13 protein-coding genes are annotated in these 15,616 nt (G+C 69.1%); 12 read left to right on the top strand and 1 reads right to left on the bottom strand.

The annotated features are described in order from the left end of the window. Positions 1-78: 78 nt before the first annotated feature. On the top strand, positions 79-459 hold the full coding sequence (locus tag Q4I23_RS10770; RefSeq protein ID WP_454020045.1) for a hypothetical protein: 381 nt from the start codon (positions 79-81) through the stop codon (positions 457-459). A gap of 17 nt (positions 460-476) precedes the next feature. On the opposite strand, the gene Q4I23_RS10765 is transcribed toward Q4I23_RS10770, so the two are convergent. Further along, positions 477-1,307, bottom strand: coding sequence for an FkbM family methyltransferase (locus Q4I23_RS10765; RefSeq protein ID WP_498526227.1), 831 nt, complete (start codon positions 1,305-1,307; stop codon positions 477-479). A 440-nt stretch (positions 1,308-1,747) separates the two neighbouring features. Here Q4I23_RS10765 and Q4I23_RS10760 point away from each other — a divergent pair, with 440 nt between their 5' ends. From Q4I23_RS10760 to Q4I23_RS10710, 11 genes are all read left to right on the top strand, one after another. Beyond that, a complete protein-coding gene (locus tag Q4I23_RS10760; protein WP_454019405.1) occupies positions 1,748-3,724 on the top strand; it encodes a GumC family protein in 1,977 nt (658 codons plus the stop codon). Then, complete coding sequence (locus Q4I23_RS10755; protein ID WP_237907010.1) at positions 3,715-4,455, top strand: polysaccharide biosynthesis/export family protein; 741 nt, start codon at positions 3,715-3,717, stop codon at positions 4,453-4,455. Before Q4I23_RS10760 ends, Q4I23_RS10755 begins: the two co-directional genes overlap by 10 nt. Beyond that, positions 4,452-5,264 carry a WecB/TagA/CpsF family glycosyltransferase gene (locus tag Q4I23_RS10750; protein ID WP_498526226.1) on the top strand — a complete coding sequence of 271 codons (813 nt, stop codon included), beginning with the start codon at positions 4,452-4,454 and terminating at the stop codon, positions 5,262-5,264. The genes Q4I23_RS10755 and Q4I23_RS10750 overlap by 4 nt, the downstream gene beginning before the upstream one ends. After that, on the top strand, positions 5,261-6,583 hold the full coding sequence (locus tag Q4I23_RS10745) for a hypothetical protein (protein WP_454019407.1): 1,323 nt from the start codon (positions 5,261-5,263) through the stop codon (positions 6,581-6,583). The genes Q4I23_RS10750 and Q4I23_RS10745 overlap by 4 nt, the downstream gene beginning before the upstream one ends. Positions 6,584-6,833: 250 nt before the next feature. Then, positions 6,834-7,682, top strand: a complete 849-nt coding sequence (locus Q4I23_RS10740; protein ID WP_498526225.1) for a class I SAM-dependent methyltransferase — start codon at positions 6,834-6,836, stop codon at positions 7,680-7,682. Positions 7,683-7,691: 9 nt separating this feature from the next. Then, entirely contained in the window at positions 7,692-9,275 is a 1,584-nt protein-coding gene (locus Q4I23_RS10735; RefSeq protein ID WP_498526224.1) for an exopolysaccharide biosynthesis polyprenyl glycosylphosphotransferase, read from the top strand. A gap of 38 nt (positions 9,276-9,313) precedes the next feature. After that, positions 9,314-10,255: a glycosyl hydrolase family 18 protein gene (locus Q4I23_RS10730; protein WP_498526223.1), complete on the top strand. Its 942-nt coding sequence runs from the start codon at positions 9,314-9,316 to the stop codon at positions 10,253-10,255. Positions 10,256-10,455: 200 nt separating this feature from the next. Next, on the top strand, positions 10,456-10,962 hold the full coding sequence (locus Q4I23_RS10725; protein WP_454019411.1) for a sigma-70 family RNA polymerase sigma factor: 507 nt from the start codon (positions 10,456-10,458) through the stop codon (positions 10,960-10,962). Next, positions 10,962-11,909 carry a FecR family protein gene (locus Q4I23_RS10720; protein WP_498526222.1) on the top strand — a complete coding sequence of 316 codons (948 nt, stop codon included), beginning with the start codon at positions 10,962-10,964 and terminating at the stop codon, positions 11,907-11,909. The genes Q4I23_RS10725 and Q4I23_RS10720 overlap by 1 nt, the downstream gene beginning before the upstream one ends. Positions 11,910-12,021: 112 nt before the next feature. Then, on the top strand, positions 12,022-14,532 hold the full coding sequence (locus tag Q4I23_RS10715) for a TonB-dependent siderophore receptor (protein ID WP_498526221.1): 2,511 nt from the start codon (positions 12,022-12,024) through the stop codon (positions 14,530-14,532). Further along, positions 14,532-15,616: efflux RND transporter periplasmic adaptor subunit (locus Q4I23_RS10710; protein ID WP_498526220.1), on the top strand; the 1,085-nt coding region annotated here is incomplete at its 3' end. The genes Q4I23_RS10715 and Q4I23_RS10710, both read left to right, overlap by 1 nt.

Here is a 15,616-nt window from a genome sequence, read left to right as displayed (position 1 = left end):
GTTGTTGCGGAAGCGGAAGAGATGAGGAGACGCGCGGCGCTCCGCCGTGTTGCGCCGCGTGGGGAGAACAGTCGGTTGATGACCATGGTGACGAAAGGGCGAGGGCACCGGAGAGTCCATGCGGCGCTGGCTTTGTGCCTTGCCGCGGCGCTGCTCGGGCATGGCCGCCCGGCCGCCGCGCAGGACGAGGAAGAATGGCGCGCCATCGACATCCGCCAGGAAATCCGCGCCCATTTCGACCGTCTGCCCTATGGCTGGTGGATTCGCGAACCCGAGCTGCATCTGAACACCTACGAGGTCGAGGTCCACCTTCCCGAATGGTGGCGCGGCAACCCGACCTCGGCGGTGAACAATCTGTGCCCCGAGCGGCAGAGCCGCATCTGGAAGGTGGCGAAGATCCTGACCTTGCGCCCGTTCTACCAGAAGCGGCCCTGGCCCGAGGTCGACTGCCGCCGCTGACGCCACCGCTGGCGCGGTCAGCTCCCGCTTGATTGGCCGAGCGCGGCGCGCAGCCGGTCGGCCACGCCATCGCGCGCGACGAAGATGAAATTGTTGATGTAGATCCGCCCCTTGACCCGGTGGGTGCCCGCCGCGTTGAGGGCCGAGCGGGACTGGTGGCGATCCGGGTCGAAGCCGTCCAGCGTGCACAGGCGTCCCGCCAGGACGAAATAACCGCGATAACCCAGCGGGGCCAGCCGCGCCTGCAACGCCGCCAGGGCTCCGGGATTGTGCCGCTCCTCCGCCTCGATCAGCAGGTTGGGACGGTCGCGCCCGATCAGGCGGAGGCCGCCGCCGACCACCGCGGACTCGTGCCCCTCCACATCGATCTTCAGGAAGCCGACCGGGCGGTCGTCGTAGCGGTCGAGCGTCCGGCGCGGGACGGTGACCGCCTCCACGTCCTCGCCATGGGCGCCCACCGCCCCCGCCTCGACCGAGGCCAGGGCGGACGAGCGCGGCACATGAAGCACGATCGACCCGTCGTCGTCGCTCAGCGCGCACCCCTCCACCCGCAGCCGGCCGGACGCGATCAGCGGCGCGAACTTGCTCTCCAACAGCGCCGCGAGCTTCGGATTCGGCTCGAAGGCCGTCACGCTGGCCGCGACCCGGCAGAGCCAGAAGGTGTAGATGCCGCTGTTGGCGCCGATGTCGTAGGCCGCCTTCCCCGGAACGCACAGGGTGGGAAGCAGACGCAGCTCCGGCTCGGCGTAATAGGGCGCAAGGCGGTCGCGAAGCCAAGTCAGGCGACGGAACATCCGCGGGTGGCGAAGCTCGATCGCGGCTTTCAGGGAGGACAGACTGTGGTTCATGGCGCGTGGCTCGGTGGGGCTGGGGCCGGCATCCTGGCACCCAACCAAAAGTGAGGGGTTTCGGCAAAAAGCAAATAGTTAAAAATTGAGACAAAATGCTTCAAAACCCCAACCACCTCATGACAGGTCTATACCGGACGTGGTAAACCATACCAGTAAAGTGTTCGATCCACACGCTACGGTACCCGTAAAAGATGCTGTCCCAACATCTGGAAAATCGCAGGCAAAGTCAATCGGCTGACCAGCCGGATGGCTCGTCGGGGCAGCAATCGCATGGGGTGCTGTTTTCCAGCGGTGTGTCGGCATTTACGCCGCGCGATCTGCTGATACTCGCTTTTTATCACAAGCGCATTATCCTGATTGTCGCTCTTCTTTCAATCATTGCCGGACTGACCGCCGCCACCTATGCGCGCACGCGCTACGCCGCGGAAAGTCTCGTCATGATGATGATCGACCGCGCGCATGCGGGGATCAGCGACGTGGCCGGGACCCTGCCCTCCATCCTGTCGATCGACGGGCTGAAGTCGGTGGACAGCGAGATCCGCATCCTGGAAAGCCGCCGGGTGATCGAGGACACGCTGAGCGCGCTGGGCCCCGTCACCCTGTTCCCGGAAATCGCGCGCCCGCGCCTCTTTGGCCTTCTGCCCGCCGACAGCCCGCAGGACCAGCTCGAAAAGGCCATCGACAAGTTCAAGCGCCGCCTTCAGGTGGAGCAGCAATCCTCCTCCAACATCGTGCGCCTCAGCTTCAGCCACGAGGACCCGGACCTCGCCGCGGACACCGTCAACGCACTGGCCGACGCCTACCTGAAGCGCCGCCGCGCGATTTTCGACATCCCGCGCTCGCCCTTCCTCGCCTCCGAACTGGCGCGCCACTCCGACCAGCTGAAGAGCCTCGAGGGGCAGATCCAGGCGCTGAAGTCCGAGTACGACATTGTCGATCTCGGGCAGGAAAGCCTACTCGCCGCCAACCAGGTGGACAGCATCGTGCAGCGCCGCCGGCAGACCCAGGAGCGCCAGGCAGCCCTCCAGGCGGAGGTCACGGCGGCCAAGAAGCGGCTCGCCGCCCTGCCGGAGCGGGTGTTCGACTTCCGGGAGCAGAGCAACCAGACCCAGAACGACGACGACCGCAACGTGCTGCTCCGCCTGGAGCTGGAGCGCGACCGGATGGCCTCGCAGTTCCTGCCGGACTACCCGCCCCTCCAGGAGCTGGAGCGGAAGATCCGGACGGTCCGGCAGTCGATGAAGGGCGGCGACAAGCCGGTCTACAACACCACGCGCGAGGTCCGCAACCCGTCCATCCCCTTCCTGAACAACCATCTGCTGACGCTGGAGATCGAGCAGGACGCGGTGGCCCGGCAGCTCGACGAGCTGAACCGCCAGCACACGGTGGCGGTGGAGAAGGTCGGGCGCCTGCGCAAGGCGGAAAGCGAGCTGCGCGACCTGGAGCGCACGCGCGGCGTGATGGAGGACATCTATCGCGACTACGCCCAGCGCACCGAGGCCGCCCGCGCCGAGGAGGAGGCCGCCAAGGTGCGCTTCTCCAACGTCCGCGTCGTGCAGCCGGCCGTGGCCCCGGCGACCGGGACGAGCATGGCGCCGAGCTTCATCATCGCCGGTCTGGTCGGCGGCATCCTGCTGGGCGGGGCGGCGGGCGTGCTGGCGACATGGCTGCGCCAGGTCTACATCCTGCCGCACGAGATCGAGCGCGACCTGGGCGTCCCGGCCATCGCCAGCTTCTCCGACACCGACGGCGAGCTGGTGTCCCCCGGCGCCCAGCAGGAGCTGATCCATCTGGCCGCGCAGCTGCGCGACCATGGCCTGGACGACCAGCCGATGGCCCTGATCCAGTTCGTCACCGCCAACGACGGCGACGGCGACGCCATCGTGGCGCGCGGGCTGGCGCTGGAATTCGCCAAGGGACGGGGCCTGCGGACGCTGGTCATCGACCTCTGCGGCGACGGCACCGGCCAGCTGGCGGCGATCAACGCGGGTGCAGACGGCGAGGCGGACGGCGGAGCCGGCGAGCGGCTGCCGACCATCGAGCCGCAGGGCACCGGCGACCTCGAAGCGCTGCCCTCCGCCGTGCCGTTGCTCTGGGTGTCGCGGCAGGCGACGGGTTCGGCGCTGGGCAGCCTGCGCACCCCCATCGCCCAGTCGCGCCAGATGCTGGAGCGGCTGAATCAACGCTTTGACATCATTTTGATTCTGTCGCCGCCGATCGGGAACAGCCATCTTGCCCGCCGGCTGTCGCCGATGGTGGATGCGAACATCCTGGTCGCCCGCGCCGAGCACACCCGTGCGCCGGTCGCCGCCCGGATGCGCGACTCCATCCTCGCGTCCGGCGGCGACATCGTCGGCTTGGTGCTGACCGGCCGTCACTTCCACATTCCCCAGGTGATCTACCGATGGCTGTGATGCGGATGGCCGCGATGCGGGGCTTCCTGTTGGCGGCGTTGCTGGCGCTCGGCGCGTGCACCGGCCAGTCGTTGACTCCAAAGGAGGCGATGCCCGAGGGCTTCGCCCGCTGGGAGGACTCCACCCCGCCCTACCGGCTGGGTCCGGGCGACCGCTTCCAGGTCAAGTTCATGCTCGCCCCCGACATGGACGAGGAGGTGATGATCGGTCCCGACGGCTCCGCCGGACTGCGCATGGCCGGGCAGGTCGACGCCGCCGGGCTGACGCCGGGCGAGCTGGCCACCGTGGTCGAGACGCGCGCGCGGCGCTGGATGCGCGCCCCGCAGGTCAGCATCGGGCTGAAGGAGACCCCGTCGAACCGCGCCTACATCGGCGGCGCCGTCGCCCGCCCCGGCACCTACCTGCTGAACGGCCGCATCGGCGTGATGGAGGTGATCATGCTGGCCGGCGGCTTCGACCGCGAGGCGCGGTACGAGGAGGTGGTGCTGATCCGCCGCAACCCCGAGAACAAGCCGATGCTGCGCACCATCGACACCCGCCGGTTCATCGAGACCGGGGCAGCGGTCGGCGACGTGCCGCTGGTCGCCGGCGACATCCTGTTCGTGCCGCGCAGCTCCATCGCCGAGACCGGCCTGTGGGTCGAGCAGTTCATCAACCGCGTCGTCCCGTTCGAGCGCACGTTCAACTACACGATCAGCCGTCAAACCGGCGCGATCACGACCTTCCCATGACGACGCCCCAGACCGAACCGGGGCGGGAGCACCCCACGGACACCGTGTTCGGGGTCGCCATCACCCGCCTCGACGTGGCCGGCGCCGCCCAGGCCATCGCCGCGCGGGCACCGGAGGCCTCCTTCGCCTATGTCGTGACGCCGAACGCGCAGCATGTGGTGCGGCTTCACCGCGGCGGCGACGCCCAGTTCCGCGCCGCCTACGACGGCGCGTGGCTGCGGCTGTGCGACAGCCAGATCATGCGGCACCTGTCCCGCCGGCTGTTCCGCAAGCCGCTGCCCAGCGCCAGCGGCAGCGACCTTACCGCCCACCTGTTCGCGCACGTCATCACACCGGACGATACCGTCACGGTGATCGGCGGCAACGACGAGCTGGAGCGCCGCCTGCGCGACCGCTTCGGCCTGACCCGGCTGGCCCGGCACGAGCCGCCGATGGGCTTCTCCGCCGACCCGCGTGAGGTCGAGCGCTGCGTCCGCTTCGTGCTGGACCACCCGGCCCGCTTCGTCTTCCTGGCGGTCGGCGCGCCGCAGTCGGAGTGCCTGGCGCTGGCCATCCGGAACACCGGACAGGCCACCGGCGTCGGGCTGTGCGTCGGCAGTTCGCTTCTGTTCGTGACGGGACTGGTCGAACGCGCGCCGCCGCTGTTCCGCCGCTTCGCCCTGGAATGGCTGTACCGGCTGGGCCAGAACCCGCGCGGCCACGCCCGGCGGGTCTTCGTGGACTCCCTGCCGCTGCTCGGCATCGCGCTATCGGCCTGGTGGTCGGATCAGCGGGGTCAAGCGCGCCCGAAGCCGGCGGCGCGCCCATGATCGTCGAGCTGGGAGCCCGGCAGCGCGGCCGCATCCTGTCGCCCGTCCGGGTGGCGGCGCCCCGCCGTCCCCAGCCCCGCTCCCTGACGGTGATGATCCTGCTGGCGGCGCTGCCCCTGTTCGGGCAGAGCTTCCATTATCTGGTCGATATCCCGCCGCTTTACGCCCTGTCGAAAAGCTGGCCGGTCCTGACCCTCCCGCTCGCCGTCTACGCGTTGGCGCAGATCGAGCTGCCGTTCAAGTCGCTGTGCATCGCCCTGCTCGCCTACCTCGTGGCGATCACCCCGGCGGTGTCCATGGTCCAGCTCGGCAACGGGCTGACCGATGCGATGGCGACCACGGTCAAGGTCTGGCCCTTCGCCTACTACTTTTCCCTCGCCGCCCTTCTGACGCTGCTGCGCCCGACGCTGCCGCAGGTGCGCGGCGCGCTGATCGCGCTCGGCGCCGGCACCTTCGTCATCATGCTCGCTTTGTGGCTGGTTCTCCCGCCGGAGGCCTACGCCACCGACCCGCTGAAGAGCAAGCTGCTGATGTACGACGTCGAGCGCGGCCCGCGCATCTTCATGCCGATGTTCTTCGGCGTGCTGTTCCTCTTCTACCTGTCCCGGCGGTTCTGCGCGTCCCGGGAATGGTGGACCATTCCGCTGCTGCTGATCGGGCTGCTGCTGATGGTCCTGATCTACAAGCAGCGCACGGCTCTGGGCAGCGTGGTCCTGGTGGTCGGCTTCGCCATGATCACCTCGGCGCGCGGCTGGTGGCGGATCCTGGCGGTCGGCATGGCCCTGCTGACGACCGTCGCCCTGGCCGCCGTCTACAGCGCGGACCTCGCCAGCCGGGCCGAGCAGATGCTCGGCGCCTCCCTGTCGATCCGGCAGAACTCCATCATCCTGGCGCTCGACTTCCTGGAGGTGACGCCGTTGCGTTGGTTGCTGGGGGTGGGCGCCGTCACCCGCTTCAGCAACGTGACCCTGGCGGACATCCTGGGCAACAACCAATTCTATCTCGCCGACATCGGCTGGATCGGCATCGTCTTCGAATACGGCGTCATCGGCGCGGTGCTGATCGCGGCCTTCTACGTCGCGGCGCTGCGCAGCGCCCGCAAGGCCGCCACCGGCGACGATCCCATGACCCAGGCGCTGGGCGATTACGTCCTGTTCGCCCTGGCGACCTCCACCATCTATTCGGTCGTCTTCACGCCCGGCGAGGTCGCCAGCGTGATGGCGCTCGCCCTCTACTGGCGCAACGCCCGCCGGCAGGCCGGCGCCCAGCACCCCCTTCACTCACCGAAACGCCCGGTCTTCGGCATGGGAAGAGCATGACCGCCGTCTCCGCATCCCCTGCCTTGTTCCGCTGTCTGATCGCCATGCATGGCGGGAATCCCCAATCATGAGCATGACCAATGAACCGCAAGGCACGCGCAACAGGATCATCACGCTACGCCTCTCCGGAAATCTTCAAAATGCGACAGAATTGCGAAATCCGGTTGTGACTCTTTGTCGAAATTTATCGCCCCAGCGTCGCCAATGCTGGCTTAAGCCATTTTAAATAGTGTGATAGTAAGAGGTCACCATGTCGCCTCAACCCCCAATAGCATTTTCGTCGCCGCTGCACCGCTATGTGCATGGCGCCCATCGCCGTGTGGACGGCTGGCTGTCGAGCCTGGATGCCAACCTGATCGCCACGGTCGGAGTCTGGCAGAGCGCCCAGGGCGTGGTGGGGAGCGTCGGCGAGATCGGCGTCCATCACGGACGGCTGTTCATCCTGCTGGCGCTGGTGCGCCAAGCGGGTGAGCGGGCCTTCGCCATCGATCTGTTCGACGACCAGCAATTCAACGTCGACCAGTCTGGACAAGGCGACGAGACGGCCTTCCGCGCCAACCTCGTCCGCTTCGGAATCGAACCGGCGTCGGTCGAGGTCGTCAAGGGCAACTCGACGACTCTCGCCTGGACCGGCCTCGCCGGCCGGTTGGGCCCCGCGGTCCGCCTGTTCAGCATCGACGGCGGCCACACCGCCGACATCACGCGCCACGACCTGGGCATTGCCGACGACAGCCTGGGCGACGGCGGGGTGATCGTCCTCGACGACTACTTCAATCCGGAATTCCCCGCCGTGTCCGAGGGCATGTGCCGCTTCATGGCCGAACGGTCGGGAGTCCTGGCGCCATTCGCCATCGGCGACAACAAGCTGCTTCTGGCACGCCCCGACTGGGCGGAGCGCTACCGCGCCATGCTGGTCGGTGCGATGGCTTCGCGCCATTACGTGCGCGACACCGAGCTGTTCGGCCAGCCCGTCACCGTGTTCCGTACGCCGCGGACGCCGATGCAGTTCATCCGGCAGACCGGCCTGACCCGCCGGCTTCGCTCCCATCCGCTGGGGCAGGCGTTGAAGCCGATCATCCGCCGCTTCGTGCAGGGGTAAGAGACCGCCATGCGCGACGACGTGCAGGTCCGTTTTCCGGCTGAGGAGCGAAGCGCCGTTCCGGACCCTGCCGCGTCGCCGCCGGCCGCTGCGCCAGATGTCGAGCCAGAGGGTGAGCCGGACAGCGCACCACCCCCCGGCGATTTCGCCGGTGCACGGGATGGCTGGCTGCACTGGACGCATGGACTGGTCAATCGGCTGGTGAAGGGGGCGGACGGGTTCCTTCTGGCGCTTGCCGGCCTGGGCGCCTGGGCCACCTGGGCCGCCCGGACGGACGAGACGTCGCTTGACGACGGCCGCCTGCTCATCCAGGCGGTCATCTTCACGGCCGTCACGCTGGGCGTCTATCTGCGCACCATGACCACCATCGGCGCCTACCGTGTCGAAAACTACCGGCACTGGGGGAAGTCGCTGTTGGACGTGGTCGGAGGCCTGCTGCCGGCCGGCACTGTCCTCTCCCTGCTCGTCTGGGCCTTCCTGCCGGAGGTCGGTCCGTCGGACATGCTCGCACTGTGGGGTGGGACGGCGCTCGCCTGTCTCGGGCTGGGCCGTGTGGTGGCGGCGCAGGGCGTGCGCCTTCTGGAGGAGCGCGGGGTGCTGCGCCGCCGGGTCGTCATCCTGGGCGCAACCGACGTCGCGGAGCGGATGATCGCGCATCTGGCCCTGCCGGAACACCGGGCGAACTACAGCATCCTCGGCCTGTTCGACGACCGTGACAGCGGCCGCCGGCCAGCGTCCCTTGCCGGCCTCCCGGTGTCCGGCGACCTGACGGACTTCAAGCGCTTCCTGCCGGACAACCGCGTGGACATGGTCGTCATCGCCCTGCCCTGGCGGGCGGCGATGCGCATCCACAGCCTGCGCATGCAGCTTCAGATGATCTCCCTCGACATCCTGATCCCGCTGGACGAGGAGAGCATCCGGCTGCGGCTCGCCAACCTGCGGCACATCGGCGGCATCCCGGCCCTGCTGGTGATGCGGCAGCCGTTGCGCGGCATGCAGATCATCGTGAAGCGGATCGAGGACGTCGTCGTCGCGGGCCTCGGCCTGCTCGTCGCCTCGCCCTTCATGCTGGCCGCGGCCATCGCAGTCCGCCTGGACTCGCCGGGGCCGATCATCTTCCGGCAGACCCGCGTGGGCTTCAACAACCGCCCCTTCACGATGCTGAAGTTCCGCACGATGAAGGTGGACGACAGCGACGACGGCGCCGTCGGCACCAGCCGCGACAACCCGCGCATCACCCGCGTCGGCCGCTTTCTCCGCCGGACGAGCATCGACGAGCTTCCCCAGCTCTTCAACGTGCTGGCCGGCGACATGTCGGTGGTCGGCCCGCGCGCCCATGTCCCGAACATGCGGGTCGGCAACCAGCGCTACGCCGAGGTGGCGCGCGAATACGCGGCGCGCAGCCGCGTCAAGCCGGGGATCACCGGCTGGGCCCAGATCAACGGCATGCGCGGCGGCATCCATACGGTCGAGAAGGCGCGCGTCGGGGTTGACATGGACATCCACTATATCGAGAACTGGTCGCTATGGCTCGATGCGAAAATCATCATCAGCACCGTGACCACCGGCCTGTTCGGGCGCGACGTGTTCTAGGCGCCCTGGCCTTCGCCGTCGGGCTGCTGGCGGGTGGCATGGCGGACGCGAAAGCGGACGGGCTGCCGGCGCGCCCCCTGCTCGTCTATCACGACAGCTGGTACGAGCGCCCGGCCACCGGCCCGGCCGCGACGACGCTGGCGACGCTCCCCGGCTACATGAATCTGGTCGCCCTGTCCTTCGTCCGGCCGGACGCCGCCTATCCCGGCCGCCTCGACCTCAAGGGGACCGGGCTGCAATACGGCTTTTCCGGCACGGTGCTGAGGGACGCCATCACTCTTCTGAAGCAGCGCCAGCCGGACACCCGCGTGCTGCTCGCCGTCGGCGGGGCCAACTACGCCAATTGGGACGCGCTGAATCTCGACGCGCTGGTGCGGCTGGTCCACGATCTCGGGGTCGACGGGATCGATCTGGATTTCGAGCCGGTGTCCCCCGGCTGCTCCGTCCGGGGGCGGGTGCGCTGCCTGTCCGACGCGGCCTGGCTGGATCTGGTCGCGCGCTTTCGCGAAGCCTTCCCGCGCCCCCTGCTGCTGACCGTGCCGGGCTGGAGCATCGGGGCCTATGGCGAGGGCGCGTTCCGGGACGCCCAGCCGCGCGGCCCCCACACCGGGTCGATCCTCAACCTTCTGCGTTCCCCGCAGGCGGCGGCGATCGACCTCGTCTCCATCATGGCCTACGAGGCCGGCCCGACCTTCGATCCCTGGCAGGCCTGGCAGGCTTACCGGCAGGTCTGGAAGGGGCCGCTCGCCCTCGGCGTCCAGGTGCCGCCGAGCCAGCTCGGCGGGCCGACCTACACGGTGCCGCTGGCGGAGCAGCTCGCGCGGAACGTCGCTCAGGACCCGCAGGGGGGCATGATGCTCTACCCGCTGCTGGGGCGTCCGCCCGGCGCGGTCGGTCCGGACAATCCGGACGGCCGCCTGTTGTCCCAAGCGCTGTGCCGCGGGTTGGGCCTCGACGGCTGCGCCGAGGCGCTGCGCTGACAGGCCCCAAGCGGGACGACCGATGGCGCCTGCTTTCGCACAGGCACAGGGCGTCCTGACTTTCAGACGATCGTCGCGCCCCATCCCCTCACCTGCCCTCATCAAAGATATTTTCCCAAGCCGATCTATCGATTGCGAATGATTCGCATTCGTGCTTAGGAGTGGGCTGCGAGGTTTTGGGAACGGATGTCGCCCACGTCATGGCTGAAAGAGACCGGTCTTCCCTGCTGGGTCTGCTGCTCGACCATTATGAAGAGATGACCGGCCATCTGGCCCGGCGCCTGGGGTCGCTGTGCCTCGCCGAGGACGTCGTGCAGGACACCTATCTGCGGCTGCGCAGCCTGACCGCCCTGCCGGAGATCGACAATCCGCGCTCCTACCTGTACCGCATGGCCGACAACATCGCGCTCGACCGGATGCGTGCGGAGACCCGCCGGGGGCGGCGCTTCGCCCCGGCGGAACTGGGGCTCGACCGTCCGCTGGACGAGCCGGACGCCGAGGCGACGCTGGAGCACAAGCAGCGGCTGGAACGGCTGAGCCGGGCGCTGGACGAACTGCCGCCGCGCTGCCGCGAGGTGTTTCTGCTTCACAAATTCGACGGGCTGAGCCATGCCGACATCGCCGCGCGCCTCGGCATCTCGCGCAGCATGGTGGAGAAGCATGTCATGAAGGCCCTGGCCCACTGCCGCGACCGGCTGGCGCTCTGATGGAGCGCGAGCGCGATCAACCGGACTTACCGGACGACCCGCGGGACGCCGCCCTGGCGTGGTTCGTGCGTCTGGAATCCGGCGACGCCGACGCGGCGGACCGCCGGGCCTTTCACGCCTGGCTGGCGCGGGACCCGGCCCACCGCCGCGAATACGACCGGCTGGCCGGGCTGTGGGGCGATCTGGACCGGGTGGCCGATCCGCGCAAGGAACGCCGTGCCGCGCCGACGCGGCGCCGTTTCCTGGCATTCGGCGCCGTCGGCGGGGCGGCGGCCTGCGCCGCGGCGCTGGGCGGAGCGGTCGTCCTGACCGGCTGGCCGGGCGACCTGAAGACCGGAATCGGCGAGCGGCGGACGGTGGCGCTGGACGACGGCTCGGTCCTCACCCTGGACGCCGACAGCGCGCTCTCGGTCGAGTTCTCCGCCGAAGAACGGCGCGTCCGTTTGACCGAGGGTCGGGCGCATTTCCTCACCGCTCCCGACCCGGGGCGCCCCTTCGTCGTCGCCTGCGCCAACGGGCGCGTCACCACCGCCAACGCCAGCTTCGTGGTGCACCGCTGCCTGGACTCCGTGGTGGTGGCGGTGGAAGCCGGCACGGCCAGCCTGACCACCGGAATGGAGCCTCCCCTTCCCGTCGCCGCCGGGCAAAGCCGGTCCTACGGCCCCGAGGGTCCCGGCCCTTTGCTGAGCCAGGGCGTGGCGGTGGAGAACGCGTGGCGGCACGGCCGTCTGGTCTTCCAGGGACAGCCGCTCGACGCGGTGATTGCCGATCTCAACCGCTACCACCCCGCCCGCATCGTGCTGTGGGACCGTCCGCTCGCCGGCCTGCGCTTCGACGGCAGCGTGGACATCAGCCGGCCGGACGCCGCCCTGAACGCCATTCTCCGCACGCTTCCCTTGCGCACGCTGCGTCCCGTTCCCGGCTTGGTCATCATCCGTTCCGTCTAGCCGGTTCGTATCAAATTTTTTCCAAATCAAGGTGAGGTGGTTTCCACCGGACAACGTCGTGACTTGCATACGCGAAAATGCAACTCATTCGCAAAATGACGGGGTCTCGGTGATGATCGATGTTGGGGGGCGCCTGCTGCGGGGGCAGACGGCGCGCGGGAACAAGGTGTGGGGGAACAAGGTGCGGACCGGTTGGGCTCCGGCGTTGCTGGGCATGCTGCTGGCATCGACCGCGCTGCACGGCGCCATGGCAGCGCCCGTGGCGCCCCATGAGGCGCCTGTGCAGGTGGCCCAGCAGGGCCGGACCGTCAGCTTCGCCATCGCCGCCGGGCCGCTGCCGGGCGTGCTCGCCGCCTACGGGCAGGCCACCGGCTTCCAGGTGCTCTATCCCTCCGACATCGCGCAGGGCGTTTCCTCGCCGGGGGTGACCGGCACGCTGGCGCCGCAGGACGCGCTGATCCGCCTGCTGGCCGGCACCGGCCTGATCGCACGCTTCGTCGATCCCGACACGGTGACGCTGGAGAAGCTGCCGGCCCAGGCCGGCGGTGCGGCGGTGCTCGACCCGGTGACCGTCCAGGGCGGGCTGTCCCGCGATCCGGGCCGCAGCGAGGGCACCGGCTCCTACACCACCGGATCGACCGACAGCGCCACCAAGTTGCCGCTGACGCCGCGCGAGACGCCGCAGTCGGTCAGCGTGATGACCCGCCAGCGCATGGACGACCAGGGCCTGAACGAGATCCGCGACGTGCTCAACCAGACGGTCGGCGTGTCGCGGATGCAGCGCGGTGCGATGGGCAGCGACGGAGACGAGGTCTACGCGCGCGGCTTCCCGGTGACCAATTATCAGGTGAACGGCATCCCGCGCTCGACCGTGTACGGGTTCGACGACTCCATTTCCGACATGGCGGTGTTCGACCGGGTCGAGGTGGTGCGCGGCGCGACTGGCCTTCTGAACGGCATCGGCGAGCCGTCGGCCTCGGTCAATCTGGTCCGCAAGCGCCCGACCCCGACCCTCCAGGGCTACGCCGAGGGGCAGATCGGGTCCTGGGAACGCTACCGCGGCGAGGCCGACCTGTCGGGTCCGCTGACCGAGAACGGCCGCCTGCGCGGGCGCGTCGTCGGCGCCTATCAGGACAACAACAGCTTCATCGACCGCCTGCACGGGCGCAAGAGGGTGCTCTATGGCATCCTGGAGGCCGACGTCACCGACGACACCACTTGGACGGTCGGCGTCGAGTACCAGAAGCATCGCTCCGACGACGCCTCCAACGCCGGCTTCCCGCTGTTCTACAGCGACGGGACGAAGACGAACCTTCCCCGCTCCTACAACAGCGGCGCCCGCTGGGCCTACCACATGCACGACAACCTGACGGTCTTCAGCGAGCTGAAGCATCGCTTCGGGGACGGCTGGACGGCGACGCTGAACGTGGAGCGCAGCAACCGCGAGTATGACAGCCTGCTCGGCTTCGGCACCAACGGCGACCTGAACCGGGACGGCACCGGCATGGGCGTCTGGGCGGGCCGCTGGAATTCGGACCTGGAACAGACCACGGTCAGCGCCGACGTGAACGGCGGCTTCGACCTGTTCGGGCGGCGGCACGACGTGATGGCCGGGGTCAGCGGCTACTACGCCAAGCGCGAGGGGCTCGACCACCCGCTCTGGAGGATCCCCGGCTACGATCCCTCGATCGGCAACTACTTCACCTGGAACGGCAGCATCGCCCAGCCGACGCTCAACCCGACCGGCCGGTCGCAGACCGACGAGCGGCAGATGGCCGCCTACGCCGCCACCCGCCTGCGCCCGACCGACGCCCTGTCGGTCATCCTCGGCAGCCGCATCAGCCGGTGGGAGCAGACCGAGAAGAGCAGCCCGAACGCGGGGGCTGGAAGCTACAGCAAGCGGTCGGAGAACGGCGTGCTCACGCCCTACGCCGGCGTCGTGCTCGACCTGACCGACATCTGGTCGGTCTACGCCAGCTACACCAGCATCTTCAAGCCGCAGAACTACAAGGACGTCAGCGGCCAGTCCCTCGACCCGCTGGATGGGAATGCCTACGAGGCCGGCGTGAAGGCGGAGTTCTTCGGCGGCGCCCTGAACGCCAGCGCCGCGGTGTTCCTGATTCAGCAGGACAATCTGGGCGAGGTCGATCCCGGCCGCTTCGCTCCGGACGGCACGCAGGCCTACCGGGCGGTGAAGGGTGCGGAAAGCAAGGGCTTCGAGCTGGAAGTCGCCGGCGAGGTGATGACCGGCTGGCAGGTCGGCGGCGGCTACAGCCACACCTCGATCAAGAACGCCGACGGCCAGCGGATGATGACCTATGTGCCGCGCGACACCTTCAAGCTGTTCAGCACCTACCGCCTGCCGGGCGCCTGGGACCGCCTGACGGTGGGCGGCAATGTTCGGTGGGAAGGCGACGTCTACAACGGCACCGGCGCCGAGCGCTACGACCGCGACGGCTACGCGGTGGTCGATCTGATGGCGCGCTATCAGATCACCGACACGGTGTCGGCCACGCTGAACGTCAACAACCTGTTCGACAAGAAGTATCTGAGCAACATCGACGTCTCCGGCTATTACGGCGAGCCGCGCAATGTCCTGCTGTCCCTGCGGGCAACGTGGTGATGACGGGGCGGCGGTCGGCGGCCTCCGGCTCCCGGCGCGGTGTCCGCCGCGGCCTCGCCGCCGCCGCGCTGGTGCTCGGCGGGCTGGCCTCCGCCGCCCTGCTGCGCCCCGGCGACCCCGCCGCCTCGGCGGAGGTGGCGGTGGTCGGCCGCGGCACGGTCGAGGACACGGTGACGGCGCTCGGCAAGATCCAGCCGCGCGCGTACGTCGATGTCGGCGCCCAGGTGTCCGGCCAATTGACGCGGCTGCACGTGACGGTCGGGCAGATGGTCCGCGAGGGCGATCTGCTGGCCGAGATCGACCCCGCCCTGCAACAGGCCAAGGTCGAGGCCGGGCGCGCCGAGCGCGCCCGCCTGACCGCCCTGCTGGCCGAGCAGCGGGCGCGCGCCGAATTCGCCGAGGCCCAGCTTGCCCGTCAGGCGGCGCTGCGGCGCAGCGGGTCGGGGCGCGGCGAGGCCTACGACCAGGCCCGCATGGAGGCGCGCATCGCCGCCGCCCAGGTCGAGGCCACCCAGGCGCAGATCCGCCAGACGGACTCGACCCTCCAGGCCGACGAGGCCCAGCTCGGCTACACCCGCATCTACGCGCCAATGAGCGGCACGCTGATCGCGGTGGACGCCCGCCAGGGCCAGACCATCAATTCCGCCTACGAGGCGCCGGTCCTGATGCGGATCGCCGACCTGTCGGCGATGACCGTGTGGACCCAGGTGTCGGAAGCCGACGTGACGCGGCTGACGGACGGCATGCCGCTCTACTTCACCACGCTCGGCCATCCGGGACGGCGCTGGACCGCGCGCCTGCATGAGATTCTGCCAGCACCGCCGAAGCCGCCCGCCTCGGGAAACGGCGGCTCGTCCGCGTCCGGGGGCGGCGGAGCGGCCAACAGCGTCGTGCTCTACACCGCGCTGTTCGAGATCGCCAACGACCGGGGGGAGCTGCGCCCGGACATGACCGCCCAGGTCTTCTTCGTGGCCGCCGCGGCCAGGGACGCCGTCACCGTTCCGGTCGCCGCCCTGACCCCGGCCGCCCCGACCCCGGCCGCCTTGACACCTGTCTCTTATACACATCTGACGCTGCCGACGAT

Source organism: Azospirillum sp. UFLA03-27 (assembly GCF_059803775.1).
The sequence above is the reverse complement of the archived record's forward strand: the minus strand, read 5'-3'. Positions and strand labels throughout refer to the sequence as shown.